Genomic DNA, 14,230 nt, shown 5'->3' with positions numbered 1-14,230 from the left:
TAAAGGGTTCGCTTCGAATCGAAACGGGCCGGCTTCGGGCTCAGTACTCGCCCCCGATGACGATGCGGTCGCCGGCGTCGATGCCCGTCTCGTTCGTGTAGCCGTACGGCACCTCGAGAACGTACGTTCCCGTGCCGCGATAGCGCGTGAGGTCGCCGCCGCTCGTGCCGGCCGGCGGGAGCTCCGCGTGATGGACGCGCGTGACGGTGCCGTCGGCGGCGACGAAGACGATGTCCAGCGGGAACGCCATCCCGCGCATCACGTAGGCGTGCTCGCCGCCGCCGGGGTGGACGAACAACATCCCCTCGCCGTCGGGGAGTCGGTCGGCGTCACTCAGGCCGGTGTAGCGCTTCCAGTAGGTGTCGGCCACGCGGACGTCGATCGTGTCGAGTTCCGTGCCGTTCGCGTCAACGGCCGTGACGGTCGTCCGGTCGTACTCGAGGCCGGTGAGCAGGCCGGGCGCGAACGCGAGGACGACCGCGATTCCGACGCCGAGTGCAAGCAACGCGGGGACGGCGAGGCGGCGGCGATCCACGTCGCGGCTCTCGTGTCCCGGCGGTGAAAGCGTGTCGCACCCGTCGGCGGGAAGGGCAAGCGTTATTCGAATCGATGGGTTTCGTTCGCGTGCGGGCTCGTGGTCTAGTGGTCATGACGCTTCCCTTACAAGGAAGAGATCGGTGGTTCAACTCCGCCCGAGCCCATCCAGGGAATGGACGCCTCATATTCGCAAGGGGGCATCCAGGCTGCTCCGCGTGCTTGATATACTTGAGCCCGTGGAGCGTCATGGAATCCAGTCATCTTGTGGACGTGCCTATGTGCCGTACCGCACTCAGAGGGTAGTCAAATCGCCAATAACCTAGTTCTTTCCCCTGTGTTGTGACTAGTTGTCCCCAACTGCAATCCCCCTCTTCTCTGCTTCCCTACGAACTTGCACCTTCGTTGCTGATGTTTCTCTTAGGGCCACATCAAAGTCGTCAAAGGCGCTATCAATTGAACCTGGTTTGGGAGTTCTTTCATCGGCTTCCTCTAAGACTGTCCAAACTACAGTTACTCCACCATTCTCATCTGAAACGCTGTAGATACCCTCCATATCGGAACTGTCATGGAACGTAATCTCTTTGCCTTCCTCAGAATCTGAAACGCTGTATTGATCGCAAAACTTTGATTCGCATTCCAGAAATTCGTAAGCAGCTATCACAACCTCATCTATGGCACTGTTGAAGTCAACGACTGGCATATGATCATGCCATTCAGGACAACCATTAGACGTTTTCCCTGCCACAATTTTCTATTAGATGCGCGTACGGGAAGCCGTGCACTCTGTCGGAGGGGTTACTTTGGGACCTACAGCAGAGTGTTGGACGGAATTGAATGAATTCCATCCATCTAAGCGGTAGAATGTTACGTCGTTATCGGTTCGAACAGGGTCTGAAACCCCACACGTGGCTATATTAGGCTGAGTGAGCAGGTCCCTCTACTCCACCGTGGTGGGGGATAAAGGCGCGAGCGCCGTCACTCTATTTCATATCGTGTGCAAACCACGCGTCTCGGAACCGAGGCAAACAGTGACCGCACATATGGCGTCCGCTTCTAATTTGCTCTTTGAAATCCTCAATCCCGACAAACTTGTCTCGATCCCAACTAATCGTCCGCTTCGAAAGCTCCCTGTCCTTCCGATGCTCAATGTGTCCACAGTCTGGATACAGGTGATAGGCGATGGTCTCGCCTTCATCGATGAACCAAACAGGGATTTGCTTTGCATCAAAATCTACTTCGTAGTCCTTCGGGACGCTCATTTGAATCTCCGCTCGGCAAACCGTATGGGATCACAATAAACTCCACCCCCACGGTGGCTTCTTTAGGTCTTTAGAGGGTGGGGTCAAATCCGATTAGTGGACGATAAATACGCGAGAACTCGGGAGACTTTTCACTTACACTGTGGTGACGGTATATTTTACATCCTGTCGTATTTTGGTACTCATATGGCTGACAAAGATTCGTCTGACTCAGGGATTCTACTTGAGGAACTAAGGCGTCAGTCAAAAGAGCGGGAAGAACAGCACCAAGAGAGAATCCAAATCCTCGTAGCCCTCTCCCTGTTTGCAGGATATATCACGGCCTTCTTCAACGATCTCTTTGACAATTTCGCGCTGAATGTCGCAACTACGATACTTGCCGCGATTGTCTTTATATTCCTACTGTACAAGCTCATACTCAATTCTCATGTCGCAAACGGCGATGTGATAACCTCTGACAGGGTTGATAGAATATTCTCAAGCCTCTATCTGTTCTCTATTGTTGGCTTCGGGGTCGTGGCTATCTTCATCGTCGCTGCTGAACAATTTGAGGTTTCGGTTCAAAGCATTAGTTCGGAGACTGTAGTGTCGGCATTTATGTCGTCCATGATTCCCTTCATGTTCATCCTATTCACATGGACGGGAAGAAAGCAAAAACAGATTCTCCACAGTCAGGAAGAGCGGCTACGTGAGGAATTTCCGAAGGCACTCGAAATGTTAGAAGAGGGGGATGTATTGGAATCTCAGAAGAAACAAGTCCTAATTGAGCGACTTGAGGCGCTACTGGATAAAGACAGCCAGAGAGAACCACACTGGTTCTGGCTTGGCAGTATGATGATGATGGATGCCGACAATTTCACTTCCCTCACCCGCAGTGACCGCTCACTGCTGCTGAATATTCTTGAGAGAATCGAACGACGGGACAAATATGGGGAGTACGATGAAGACGACTTGAGAAAGATTGAGGCGATAATTGAGCACGCAGAGGAATCCTGAGGATCGGGATTATCTAACAAGGGGCGTTGTGTTCTAATTCCGCCCGAAACGCGGTACTAGTTCGTTTACTCGGCACGCTGCACAGGTCGTGGTAATTCAGTGCCGTCGCAATCTCGTACGTGTGAGCAGGGCTGTGCTCGAAAGCCCGATACACCTCTGCGCACTCGTAGACGGAAGCGGCACCTGTCCGTGGGTTCTGTTCCGCCTCTTCCCATAGGGCCGTCACTACCTCTTCACTATACAGCGATTCGCGGGACAGAGGTGCCGCCTCCCGAAGCACCTCAGCTGGCGAATCGCTTTCCGCGCCATTCGTCGCTACAGCCATCCCTCACCACGGTGTGCTGACTACATCCCTGTCCTCAGCCGTCACCGTTCGCCGCCTATCAGGGATTGGGCTGCTGGAATCCCCTCCACCGCGTAGGAGGTTGCAGTCTTGAGCCGCCTCACGAACGTCCTGAGGCGAGACCTGTTCGCCTACAGTTTCGCTGAACCAGCGTGCCGCCTCTTCGACCCCCATGCCCTCCGTGGCGAGTAGCTGCGTCAGAACACGGGGGTCTGAATGGACGGGTCTGCAGCACACTTCAAGGGGGATGCACTCTCCAGAAGGGAGCTTAATTTTATCTTCTGTACCCTCGTCTGCGGATTCACCCCCTTCAGGAATCTCAAGTCCGTGGAGATCTGCAGCCTTCCGAACAGTGGACCCGTCAGAATTCAGTTCCTCGGCAGCATCCTCCACAGAATCCACTGCGTCGAATAGTTTTGCCAAGAACTCCCCTGCTTCAGGCAAGTACAGGTCACTGCCACGGACATAGTGGCTGTACGCTTCGCTAACATCCTCCCCGAGTACAAGATCTTCGTCTACCCCCTCAGGATGCTGTACGAGAGGCTTTCCTGAACGCCAACCAACCCGACGCCTTTGCTGTAGAGCATCCTCTACGTACTCGGGCCTGTCGTCTGCAGCAGCCCCGTCCCTCTCACGGCATTCCATGATGCTGCGGCTACTCAGATTCATGCTGCACCTCCGTAGGAATCTGCGGGTACAAGCATCCAGGCGACAGGATTTGCACGACCGCCTCCGTCTGTAGCGGCAAGAATCTGTCCTCCCTCTGACACCTGGATCTTTTCGCCGTCCTCGAAGTGCGTAGTGATTACAACATATTCCTGAGACTCGCCACTGTGTACAGCTAACAGCTGTAGTTTGCCGTGACGGGTTCGTTCGACTGTAGACGCCTCCACGTCACCAAGTTCTACCGTGTCTCCCTCTGCCAGTGTTCGGATTGTTGTCTTCATTGTTCACTAACACATATACCATTTGCCAGTAGTAGATAGAATCTCAGCAACAGGTAGAGGATCAAGGGGGGTCAAATACAATAGGTGTTAGTGAAGGGAGGTGGATTGTATAAACTATTTTATTATAGATTCTTCATTGAATCTGTGATGGAATAATCTGGTTGTACAGGTGCTGAATGATGCACCTGTGCCTCACTCTTGAGCCGTGAGTTTGTCGTACCAGCGTGTGCATTGTTGACGCACCTCTCCTCTATGCGCATGTGTGATCGAGGCTGTTCGGGGTCAAATGGAATATGTGTTCATGCAGAGGCATCACGCCTCTGCAGGTCGTCAAAGTTGATTTCGACTGCCCGTCTGTCGCGGTGAAAATCCGCTCCGCAGTCTCGGCTTAGTTGCCTACGGGCGGGGAGTGTTCCCCGTCCGTTATTCACATCCCTTTCAGCCACGCGTATCGCCATAATAACGCACCACATGCATCTGCCGCCACGAGTCTGGCGTTGACGGAGGTTTTTGAGTAATCGGGAATAAACTGCGATATGGCGAGAATCACTTACGAAACGCCAGGCGGAGAGAATACGATTAACGCCGTTGATATCTCATATGATGAGAGTAGAGCGGCATGGCTGGTAGACCTTGGCAGAGGCGGCTCGGGAAATATTTCTGATGTTGGAACCAACATACAGCAGGTTGTAGTTCCTGAAAATCGCGTATATCGGGTAGAATATACCGACTCAGAGAAAATCTGAAACAGCCGCTCGGAAACGCCGATTGTATCCTTCAAACTTGGCGGAGTGCCCCCGCAGTTCGGCCAGTTGCGAGTGCAACTCGCCAAACCCGAGCGGGAAGGCTTGGCGGGGGTAGGGGCATCAATAATGCCAGACAATTACCCTTCCGAGGGGATCTGCGAGGTTGGTGAATCAGGTATGTAAAATAGGGGAGACAGAAGACTTATTCCACACTTTGATAATACTATGACATGAACACGAGGGCTCAAGCAGCTTCCTGGATATTCGCTGTAGTCCTGGCGCTCATTCTCGCGTTTATTATTGTCTACTGGATACTGTTTCCCTCTCTGTGTGCTCTTTTCGGTTCATTCTCTGAGGGAATCATGTACTGTCAATAACAAGGGTCGGGGAAAAGTCGCCGCCTGCGGCCCACCCCCGCCCCCGAGTTACGCAGTCACTGGCAGAACCCTATTCCCTACTGTGATTCCGCACAAGCACGGCAACAACTTTGCCGAGACTGTCCACACCCATGCTATGCTGTAACATGCTTAGCACTGCGTGGCAGTCACCTGAAACCGTGACTTTCGAATCAAGCGGTCCATGCTCTACCGTATCTATTCCCGTCTGCCGTCGCTGCCAGAGACCTGCCAGATAGCCGATTGTCCGTGTATGGGTTTCCCCTAGACGAATCGATTTCAACTGTTCTCTCACGTCGGTGCTAACCTTGACACTTTTTGACATGCTTAGCACCGCTTCATTCCTCGAACGCGAATCGCACAAGCCGCTCAGCGTCCACATGACACGCCTTGTCCGCCACCTCTTCGAATGCGTCTGATTGTACAGCGGCATGCTTCGCAGCGTCTGCAGCCGTCTCTGCGACGGTACATGCGACCGCTCCGAGGGCCATAGCGGGCCGTCCACCCGCCCAACTCCATCGCCGCCCGTCCATACTGAGTGCGATCTGTACAGCCGCCTCTTGCTGCCTGTCCGTGAGACCGCACTGTGAGGCGACCGCTTCAGTCATTTCCCGCGTCTCACGCGCCTCCATGTCTACACGACCTGTTTCGCTGCGGTCGGACCACCCGAAGCCACTGTTGTACCCCCACATGCGCTTTCGACGTGCTCCGAGATCCGTGCCGTCAAGACCGTACTGTGGAAGCGGATTCCCGTTCGCGTCAGTGTCGTCCGCGTACAACGTCGTCCGCTGTACGCCCGTATTCGCCCAGGAAGATTCGAGTGGCTTCCCGTCAAGGTCGTCAGAATCTTCGCTCTTTGTGTCCGTCGCCGCCGCGTCTGTGCGGGCGTCAAGTGGCTGCCCCCCGTCCGTGATCGCTACCGACCCCCCGACATACGCGTCAGTCGCAGGTTCGTCTCGCGTATCTACACGGCAATAGTCAGCGTCAATTTCTACCCCCGTGTCTGTCGGATCGTCCTGTTCAACCCACAGCGTTCGCCCGCCGCTTTGCTTAGTTACCATAGAAAGTCAGCAATTAGTCGTCTGCCAGGAACCGCTCACACAGTTCTGAAATCACCGCTCCGTGAGCAACGTCGTCCGCGTGACGCCCCCACATCACTTCTTTCACCGCCTTCAGTTCATCAAGCTCTGCCTCAGAAACTCGTACCGTAGTCTCACGATTTGCCATAATCTTGCCACCTCTACAGGTGAATATGTAGTGCGAGTGAGCCTTATAAAGAGATAGACGCTAATAGACCGATTAGCGGTTAGAGGCGTTGAAGTGCCTATTTACCGAATAATCGGTCTGCGTCCTTCTGTATACGTCTCCCCACACTAAATGTATAATACGTGTGATCTTATAAAGAATCTAATACTATATCCCATCCCGCTCAGAGATGGGGTGTGGCGTGCAGTGATAAACGCGTTCACCCCCAGCCAGCGCTACTCTGCAGGCAGACGGCCATGTCTTGCGCGAGAGACAAGAAGAGAAATCACAGTAGAAACGCTTGAAGACTATACGTTACTGAGAAATTGTCGCCTCTGCTCGGTCTTGCGCTCTTCAGATCGTTTGTCGTAATGTCGTTCAAGGACCTTTCCGCTCACATTCATACGGTCACTCACGACTTTCTCAGGCACGTCTTCGGATAGGAAGTGCGTGATAGCCCCCCTCCTAATCGTGTGGGGGTCAACACTGCTCGGACACTTCTGTCCGCCCGCGTAGCCCTCTGCAGCACAGTCAGACGGCTCGCGGTCGTGCGGGCAACTGTCTCCATAATAGCAGGGCTGAGAAACGCGATAGACTGTACGACGCAGGGTACTCTTTGAGCACCTTCCACGGGATGAAGCGAATAGCGGTTCCCGTCCGTGGTCATCGGTCACCTCAGGCCGATTCTGTGCGATCCAATCCGAGAGTATAGCCGTCAGGTCGGTACTTATCGCAATGTACCGCTCAGCCCGTTCCGCGTTCTTTAGCGGGGTGCCTGACTCAGCACGGTGTCTTATCCTCAGACGTTCCTCTTCCTCCTCAAAGTCCTCAAGATCAAGAGATCGTGCTGTTCCAATTCGGACCCCCGTCCGCCAGAGCAATTCAAACAGTGCATGTTCACGGGTTGCATAGCGGAATCGCTGTAAGAAGGTCTGAATCTTCTCGGCACGTTCAGGCTCAAGGACTGTATCACGACTACTCTCCTCAGGCGAAACATCTGGTAACTCTATCTTCTTGTGCAGGTCCTGCTCTACAGCGTCTACATTCTCGCAGAAACGGATGAATGTTCGAATGCTGCTGAGTTGGCTACGGAGGGATACCTTCGCCAGTTCACCGTCCTCCTTCCGCCAGAGACGGAATTTGTGGAGGTTCCTTCCGTTCAATTGCGTGGTATCGTCTACATCTGCTTCTCCACACCACTCAAGGAACTTCTGTAGCCTGTACCTGTGCTTCTGTACTGTGGCGTCTGCCGTGTCGCCTTTGCGTGTTTCAATGTACATTTCTACCGCTTCCTCAGGGTTCATCGATTGCAGTTCGGACATTATTGGCTCCTGAGTGCGGCACGCCACGCTCCTGCATGGGGAGGCACGACGTTACAGATGCTCTGAAGAGATCGGTGGTTCCCCGCCTTCCCCACGGGAAGCGGGGATACCATAGGAACCGCCTCGCGGTTCCGCGGTTCAACTCCGCCCGAAGCCACTTCTGCCGACGCCACCGCGACGAGCGTAGCGAGGAGCGAGGACGGCTGCGAGGCGGATGAACGGGTCTGAACTGATCGGGGTTCGGACGGCCGTTTCCGAGACGGCGTGGTCTCGACCGAACGTTCGGTCGGGAAGCGTCAGCGAGGCGGTCATCAGAGCTTTCACCCCCCGTTACAAACGCGGCGGCGATGCGGGACCACAGGTGGGGGAGACGGCGATGAACGGGAAACGAGTCGCAGCAGTCGCCGTCGTGGTGTTGCTGGTGGCGGTCGGAGCCGCGGCGGCGTTCTTCGTCGGCGTCGGGCCGTTCGCACCGAGCGGCGACAGCGAGGACCTGGGCGAGTTCCCGACCGGGACGCCGGTCGAGAGCGGGGGGAGCGGCGGTGCCGGCGGGAGCGGCGATGGCTCGGGCCAGAGCCTCCCGGCGTACTACTTCCAGGTGACCGACACCGAGACGTGCGGGCGGACGTGCCGCGACGTCACCGTCGAACTGACGAACAACCGGGAGGAGACCGCGACCGGCATCACCGTGTACGTGCGCATGTTCGCCGGGAACAGCACCGACTCGGGAGACCGGATCTGGCAGGGCAAGGAGGACGTCGGGGAGATGGACGCCGGGGCGACCACGACGGCGACCAAGCGCGTCAAGCTCACGTACGCCGAGGGATACCGGGTCCGGCAGAACGACGGCTGGGTCACCATCCGGACGACCGTCCGGTCGGAGGACGTGACGCTCACGTTCAGTGAGCGCCGGCAGGTCGCCTGACGGCGGGCGTTTCGAAACCCTTTTTCCGGTCGCCGGAGTCGATTCGAACGGGCCGCCTTAGCTCAGACTGGGAGAGCACTCGACTGAAGATCGAGCTGTCCCCCGTTCAAATCGGGGAGGCGGCATTTTCCGAATTCACCGTCGTGAGCCGAGCGAACGACCGGACGGGGATACAGCTTTCCCCCGTCACCTCGACACCTAGGTGAGTGACCCACGCGACCGACGGCCGCCTCGCCCGGTACAAGGGACCGCTCCTGTACGTCATGGGTGCCTTCTACGTGCTCGCCGGCCTGATGCACTTCGTCGCGCCGCGGGTGTACGCCCAGGTCGTCCCGCCCGCGTTCCCGCGGCCGGTCGAGCTCGTCACCTCTCCGGAGTCGCAGAAATCCTCCTCGGCGTCGGCGTGCTTGTTCCACGGACGCGACGGCACTCGGCCTGGGGGCTCGTGCTGCTGCTGCTCGCCGTCTTCCCGGCGAACGTCCACATGGCGACCGGCGACGTGTCGATCGCGGGGGTCCCCGGCTGGGCCAGGGAACCTCCCGACGCGGCGACGTGGGCGCGCCTCCCGCTCCAGGGCGTCCTGCCCTGCTGGGCGTGGTGGTACACCCACCCGATGCCGGACGAGACCGACTGACTCCGACCGGGCGTGAGACCCGCAGTGAAAAATCGTCGCGTGGGTCCGGCGACCGGTGCGTTCGCCCGGTCGCTCGGGCCACGTTCGACGGCCCGACTACGCGCCGAACACCGCCCCGACGCTGAGCAGTCCGTCCGTGCCGCCCTCGGAGCGCTCGCCGTCCTGCGAGGTCTGGACGACGACCAGTTGGAACCCGGGAAGCTCGCCGTCCTGGCCCGTTCCGTCGGTCCCCGCGCCGTCCGTCTCGTTTCCGACGCCGGTTTCGTTGCCCGTCTCGGTGCCCACGCCGGCATCGGTTTCGTTGCCCGCGTCGCCGGCCGTTTCGTTGCCGGCCATCCCGCCGACGTCGGCGGCCTCGGGATCGAGATAGCCCATCGCGAACCCGCTGTACACCGTCCCGGCCTCCAGGGTGACGTCGGCTTCGATCGGACCCGTGGCCTCCTCGCCAGCGTCGTCGCCGGCGTCGGTTTCGTTGCCGACCGCGGCGTCGTCGCCGCCCATGCCGTCGCCCGTCATCCCGCCGGTCGGGCTGATCTGTACCGTGTAGTCGCCGGCCGGGGCCTCGAACGTCTCGGTTGCGCCGTACTCCAGTTCCTCCACGAGCGTCTGGCCGCCGGCTTCACCACCCGTCGCCGATTCGGTCCCCGTTTCCGTCCCCACCCCGTCGGTTTCGTTGTCGGTTCCGCCGACGTCCGTTTCGTTGCCCATCCCAGCGGCTTCGGTTTCGTTACCGGCCCCCGCGCCGTCCGCGTCGCCGCCGCCGGCAGCGGAGATGCTGACCGGGCCCGCGTCGGGCACGGCGTGGAAGACGCGCACCCGCGCCGCTCCCTCGGCGGGCGCGGAGAGGTCGTCCTCGAGGACCTCGACGCGGAAGCCCTCCATCGTGGATCCCGGCTCGTCCGTCCCCTCGGCCCCGGTGTCGGTCTCGTTGCCGACGCCGTCTCCGGTCTCGTTGCCGACGCCGTCTCCGGTCTCGTTCCCCGTCGCCGTCTCGTTGGCCATCCCGGTGTCCGTCGACGCCGGCCCCTCGGAGACCTGACCGAAGGCCACGGCGGTGTACGTCGTTCCCGCGTCGACCTCGATCTCGCCGTCGTACACGACCGTCCCGTCCTCGGCGTCGTCGCCGCCGAAGAGATCGCCCAGGATCCCGCCGAGCAGTCCCGCCTCGGCGGTGGCGATCCGGACCTGATACGTGTCGGGGGCGACCTCGGCGTAGGAACTCACCTCACCGAACCCGAGGCCCGTCAGTTCGACGCCGGCGGCCTCCCCGTCGCCCGCCGGTGTCCCCTCCGTCTCGTTCCCGCCGTCCGCGCCGGCAGTGTCGTTCCCGGTTCCCACGCCTCCCCCGGTCGCGCCGCCTGCCGGGGAGAGCGTGACGTCGACGTTCGGCGCGTCCGGCGACGCGTGGGCCACCCGGATCGCCGCCTGATCGCCGCCGTCGTCCCCGCCGCCCTCCTGGGCGGTCACGACTGACCCCCCGGCGAGACCTGCGACGCCGATGACGCCGGCGCCCTGTACGACTCGTCTCCGCGTGGTGTGAGATTCGAGCATCGCGTTCCGGACATCGACTCGGGACGGTTTCGTTATTGGTCGCTTCAGCGATGAAACGCGACCGTACCGGATCGACGCCGTTTCGTTGTTCACTCCGCCGACCGTCCGAGTTCGCCACGATGATAGTTTCCAATCTGTCATGTTTAGCATCCGCGTAGAACGCCGACCTAACGGTTAGTTACGGCCTGGTATGGTGATCCCACCGCAAGCCGGGACGGACGTCCCCCGGATCACGTCCGCGGACCGGCGTCCACACGTACGGTGATCGTACCTGCGGCACCCCCGATTCGGACGACGGACCCGACCGACTCCGGACCGAGCCACGAGTGAAAATCGACGGCGGGCCGGGACCCGCGCGGACAGCGTCCGACCGCGGTCGAGGGCCCATACGAGCGGCTCCGCCCCGCGACAGGGATCACGTTCGATCGCGTTCCGCGGCGCTCGCTCCGGTTCGTCCGGCCGCGGCGCGCCGGTCCGAACGAGATACCAAGTTTTATCCGTTCAGACAGGTTCAGAACGGACGCAATGGCGAAAGGCAAGGTTGATTTCTTCAACGACACGGGCGGTTACGGTTTCATTTCGACTGAGGACGCTGACGACGACGTGTTCTTCCACATGGAAGACATCGGCGGCGACGACCTCGAAGAAGGACAGGAAGTCGAGTTCGACATCGAGCAGGCCCCCAAGGGCCCGCGCGCCACGAACCTCGAGCGCCTGTAAAGAACCCCGTCGCCACACGGCGATCGGCGGACACCGCGTTTTTCGACGAGTCCCACCCCATCAGCGCTCGGCTCCTCGACGCCCAGTCTCACCGTCGGCCGTGATACGCCCGGCGACCCCTGATCGACCTTCGATCGGCCATCGATCCGGCCCGAGCCGTCGCGGGAACGACATCTCGGAAGGGTTAAACACTCCGGGCGACTCTGGCCGGTATGGCAAGTGGAGAGGTCGACTTCTTCAACGACACCGGCGGTTACGGATTCATCAGCACCGAAGACGCGGACGACGACGTGTTCTTCCACATGGAAGACATCGGCGGCCCGGACCTCGAGGAGGGCCAGGAGGTCGAGTTCGAGATCGAGCAGGCCCCCAAGGGCCCCCGCGCGACGAACCTCGAGCGCCTGTAACTCGGCACCGACGCCCCACCGGGCACCGAGAACCACTTCTTTCGAGCCAACGCCGAACGGCGGGTAGCCAGTCGACCCGGCGGCGACGCCGTTCGGCCGCGGCGAACCCGACGGTCCCGCAAACGCGCCGCTTTTCGCCCCCGAGCGCGAACCCCCGGACAGTGAATCGGAACCGTCGGTGGCATCGGCCGCGTCCTCCCGGGTGGTGGAGCGAGTGAGCGTCGTCAGCCTCCACCGGCCGAGCCACCGCGAGACGCTCTGGGAGCTGGAAGCGGCGTTCCGGCGGGGCGACACGGTGTCCGTGTTCGGCGAGTGTACCGTCGAATACGACGGCCGGGCCGCGTCCTCGCTCGGCCCCGGCGCTCGACTGCTCGTGCTCAAACCGGACGGTACCGCGCTGGTCCACACCGACGAGGGCCGGACGCCCGTGAACTGGCAGCCGCCGGGAAGCGAACACCGGGCGGCCGTCCGGGACGGGACGCTCCGGGTGAACTGCGTGCGGACCAGCCCCTCGGAGCGGCTCGAGGTCCGGTTCTCGGCGGTCGAACATCTCGCCGCGTACGCGGTCACGGGAGGCCGGAGCGTCGAGGTGACCGGGAGCGAGGCAGACCTGAAGGCCCGGGTGCTCGAGCGGCCGGACCTCGTCGCCGACGGGTTCGAACCCCTGGCGACCGAACGGGAGACCGACGCCGGACCAATCGACGTGTTCGGGACCGACGAGGACGGCACCCCGCTCGTGGTCGAACTGAAGCGGCGGCGCGTCGGCCCCGACGCCGTCGGGCAACTCGCCCGCTACGTGAGCGCCATCGAGCGGGAGGAACCGGACGGAACCCCGGTCGAGGGCGTGCTCGTCGCGCCCTCCGTCACCGACCGTGCGGCCGAACTGCTCGCGGAGGAGGGACTCGACTTCGTCGCCGTGGAACGACTCGTCCCCGGCGACGGATCGACAGGTGACGCGGCCGGCGACGGAGTCCGGGATGCGGCCGGGGACGGAAACGTCGACTCCGGCGAGGCCGACGGAACCGCCGGTCGGGGCCGGACCGACGGGAACGCCGAGTGCGACGAGTGACCGGCGGGGCGGGACGGCCGTGAGACGCCGTGTCGGGGCGGCACATTCCGGACCGCGGTTCGAAGGCTTTATTCGCGGGAGCGCCGTCGTTCCGGCCAAGTAACCATGTCAGACAAACCCGCCTCGATGTACCGGAAGATCGAGAAACCGTCCTACACGCGACGGGAGTACATCACCGGGATTCCGGGTTCGAAGATCGCACAGCACAACATGGGGAACCTGAAGACCGGCCCCGAGGACTACCCGGTCCAGATCTCGCTGTGTGTCGACGAGGACGTGCAGATCCGCCACGGCTCGCTCGAGTCCGCGCGCCTCTCGGCGAACCGCCACCTCCTCACCGAGATCGGCGAGGAGGGGTACAAGATGGTGCTCCGCAAGTTCCCCCACCAGGTGCTCCGGGAGAACAAGCAGGCGACCGGCGCCGGCGCGGACCGCGTCTCCGACGGCATGCGCCAGTCGTTCGGCAAGCCCGTGGGCACCGCCGCCCGCATCAGCGTGAACGAGGCGGTGTTCACGGCCTACGTGGAACCCGAGGACGCCGACGCGGTGAAGGAGGCGTTCCGTCGCGCGTACAACAAGATGTCGCCGCCGTGCAGCATCGTCGTCGAGCGCGGCGAGGACCTGCTCGTCCGGTAGTTCGGGTTTTCCTGCGGTTTTCGACGGCAGTTCGTGCCGGGTAGTCGTGCGGAAGTCAGTTATCGGCTCCTCCGGGTTCGGCCGACGGCTGGACGCGTCCCGTCCGTTACGGATATACCAGCACCGTTCGAACACGAAACATGAGCACTCTGTGGCAGATCGGATACGTCACTGCCGTAATCCTCGGCCTCGTCTACGTGTTCCTGCCGGGAAGGGTTCACGGGTTCGGGTTCGAGTTCCTCCGTCGTTCCTCCCCCGGCCGACCTGACGGATCCGACGCGCCCGTCCGACTGTATCGGGGGTTGGGAGTGCTGTTTCTGTTCATCGGCGGCACGGGACTCACCTGAGAGGTCGGTCCACCGTCCGGACGAGCGGAGTGTCCGATCCGAGAAGGGCCGGTACGTTCGGCCGGGAGCGATCGTCGGGCACCGGAGGCGGCCCCACCGCGGAAAAACGGGTATCCGGATCCGAGTACGGATCCAGCGAAAATCGGCGCGA

14 protein-coding genes, 2 tRNA genes and 1 pseudogene are annotated in these 14,230 nt (G+C 60.7%); 11 read left to right on the top strand and 6 right to left on the bottom strand.

The window, feature by feature from the left end; genetic code table 11:
- Positions 1 to 40 precede the first annotated feature (40 nt).
- Entirely contained in the window at positions 41 to 535 is a 495-nt protein-coding gene (locus tag RJT50_RS11405) for a DUF192 domain-containing protein (protein WP_425499674.1), read from the bottom strand.
- 93 nt (positions 536 to 628) lie between these two features.
- Here RJT50_RS11405 and RJT50_RS11400 point away from each other — a divergent pair.
- A tRNA-Val gene (locus RJT50_RS11400) sits at positions 629 to 701 on the top strand.
- A gap of 179 nt (positions 702 to 880) precedes the next feature.
- Here RJT50_RS11400 and RJT50_RS11395 read toward each other — a convergent pair.
- Entirely contained in the window at positions 881 to 1,237 is a 357-nt protein-coding gene (locus RJT50_RS11395) for a hypothetical protein (RefSeq protein WP_313691457.1), read from the bottom strand.
- A 745-nt stretch (positions 1,238 to 1,982) separates the two neighbouring features.
- On the opposite strand from RJT50_RS11395, the gene RJT50_RS11390 reads away from it, so the two are divergent.
- The gene (locus RJT50_RS11390; protein WP_313691455.1) at positions 1,983 to 2,792 is read left to right on the top strand and encodes a hypothetical protein; all 810 of its coding nucleotides are present in this window, start codon (positions 1,983 to 1,985) and stop codon (positions 2,790 to 2,792) included.
- A gap of 328 nt (positions 2,793 to 3,120) precedes the next feature.
- On the opposite strand, the gene RJT50_RS11385 is transcribed toward RJT50_RS11390, so the two are convergent.
- Both RJT50_RS11385 and RJT50_RS11380 read right to left on the bottom strand, forming a co-directional pair.
- Positions 3,121 to 3,804: a hypothetical protein gene (locus tag RJT50_RS11385; protein WP_313691453.1), complete on the bottom strand. Its 684-nt coding sequence runs from the start codon at positions 3,802 to 3,804 to the stop codon at positions 3,121 to 3,123.
- The gene (locus tag RJT50_RS11380) at positions 3,801 to 4,082 is read right to left on the bottom strand and encodes a hypothetical protein (protein WP_313691452.1); all 282 of its coding nucleotides are present in this window, start codon (positions 4,080 to 4,082) and stop codon (positions 3,801 to 3,803) included. Before RJT50_RS11380 ends, RJT50_RS11385 begins: the two co-directional genes overlap by 4 nt.
- Before the next feature lie 536 nt (positions 4,083 to 4,618).
- Between RJT50_RS11380 and RJT50_RS11375 the strand changes: the two genes are divergently transcribed.
- Positions 4,619 to 4,828, top strand: a complete 210-nt coding sequence (locus RJT50_RS11375) for a hypothetical protein (RefSeq protein ID WP_313691451.1) — start codon at positions 4,619 to 4,621, stop codon at positions 4,826 to 4,828.
- 1,948 nt (positions 4,829 to 6,776) lie between these two features.
- On the opposite strand, the gene RJT50_RS11370 is transcribed toward RJT50_RS11375, so the two are convergent.
- Positions 6,777 to 7,790 carry a tyrosine-type recombinase/integrase gene (locus RJT50_RS11370; protein ID WP_313691449.1) on the bottom strand — a complete coding sequence of 338 codons (1,014 nt, stop codon included), beginning with the start codon at positions 7,788 to 7,790 and terminating at the stop codon, positions 6,777 to 6,779.
- A gap of 376 nt (positions 7,791 to 8,166) precedes the next feature.
- Between RJT50_RS11370 and RJT50_RS11365 the strand changes: the two genes are divergently transcribed.
- The 3 genes and pseudogenes from RJT50_RS11365 to RJT50_RS11355 all read left to right on the top strand — a co-directional run bounded on the left by RJT50_RS11365 (position 8,167) and on the right by RJT50_RS11355 (position 9,349).
- Positions 8,167 to 8,715 (top strand): hypothetical protein, encoded by a 549-nt coding sequence (locus tag RJT50_RS11365; protein ID WP_313691448.1) that lies wholly within the window; start codon positions 8,167 to 8,169, stop codon positions 8,713 to 8,715.
- A 51-nt stretch (positions 8,716 to 8,766) separates the two neighbouring features.
- A tRNA-Phe gene (locus tag RJT50_RS11360) sits at positions 8,767 to 8,840 on the top strand.
- Positions 8,841 to 8,978: 138 nt separating this feature from the next.
- A pseudogene (locus RJT50_RS11355) lies at positions 8,979 to 9,349 on the top strand (DoxX family protein).
- Between the two features lie 96 nt (positions 9,350 to 9,445).
- Here the strand turns inward: RJT50_RS11355 and RJT50_RS11350 are convergent.
- Complete coding sequence (locus RJT50_RS11350; protein WP_313691447.1) at positions 9,446 to 10,816, bottom strand: DUF4397 domain-containing protein; 1,371 nt, start codon at positions 10,814 to 10,816, stop codon at positions 9,446 to 9,448.
- 609 nt (positions 10,817 to 11,425) lie between these two features.
- Between RJT50_RS11350 and RJT50_RS11345 the strand changes: the two genes are divergently transcribed.
- From RJT50_RS11345 to RJT50_RS11325, 5 genes are all read left to right on the top strand, one after another.
- Complete coding sequence (locus tag RJT50_RS11345) at positions 11,426 to 11,620, top strand: cold-shock protein (RefSeq protein WP_313691446.1); 195 nt, start codon at positions 11,426 to 11,428, stop codon at positions 11,618 to 11,620.
- 212 nt (positions 11,621 to 11,832) lie between these two features.
- The gene (locus tag RJT50_RS11340) at positions 11,833 to 12,027 is read left to right on the top strand and encodes a cold-shock protein (protein WP_313691445.1); all 195 of its coding nucleotides are present in this window, start codon (positions 11,833 to 11,835) and stop codon (positions 12,025 to 12,027) included.
- 214 nt (positions 12,028 to 12,241) lie between these two features.
- The gene (gene nucS / locus RJT50_RS11335; RefSeq protein ID WP_313691444.1) at positions 12,242 to 13,096 is read left to right on the top strand and encodes an endonuclease NucS; all 855 of its coding nucleotides are present in this window, start codon (positions 12,242 to 12,244) and stop codon (positions 13,094 to 13,096) included.
- A 105-nt stretch (positions 13,097 to 13,201) separates the two neighbouring features.
- Positions 13,202 to 13,732, top strand: a complete 531-nt coding sequence (locus RJT50_RS11330) for a 50S ribosomal protein L16 (protein WP_313691443.1) — start codon at positions 13,202 to 13,204, stop codon at positions 13,730 to 13,732.
- A gap of 140 nt (positions 13,733 to 13,872) precedes the next feature.
- Complete coding sequence (locus RJT50_RS11325; protein ID WP_313691442.1) at positions 13,873 to 14,079, top strand: hypothetical protein; 207 nt, start codon at positions 13,873 to 13,875, stop codon at positions 14,077 to 14,079.
- Positions 14,080 to 14,230 lie beyond the last annotated feature (151 nt).

Source organism: Halobaculum sp. XH14, assembly GCF_032116555.1.
Lineage (GTDB): Archaea > Halobacteriota > Halobacteria > Halobacteriales > Haloferacaceae > Halorarum > Halorarum halobium.
Note: the sequence above shows the minus strand (reverse complement) of the source record. Positions and strands in the feature narration are given on the sequence as shown.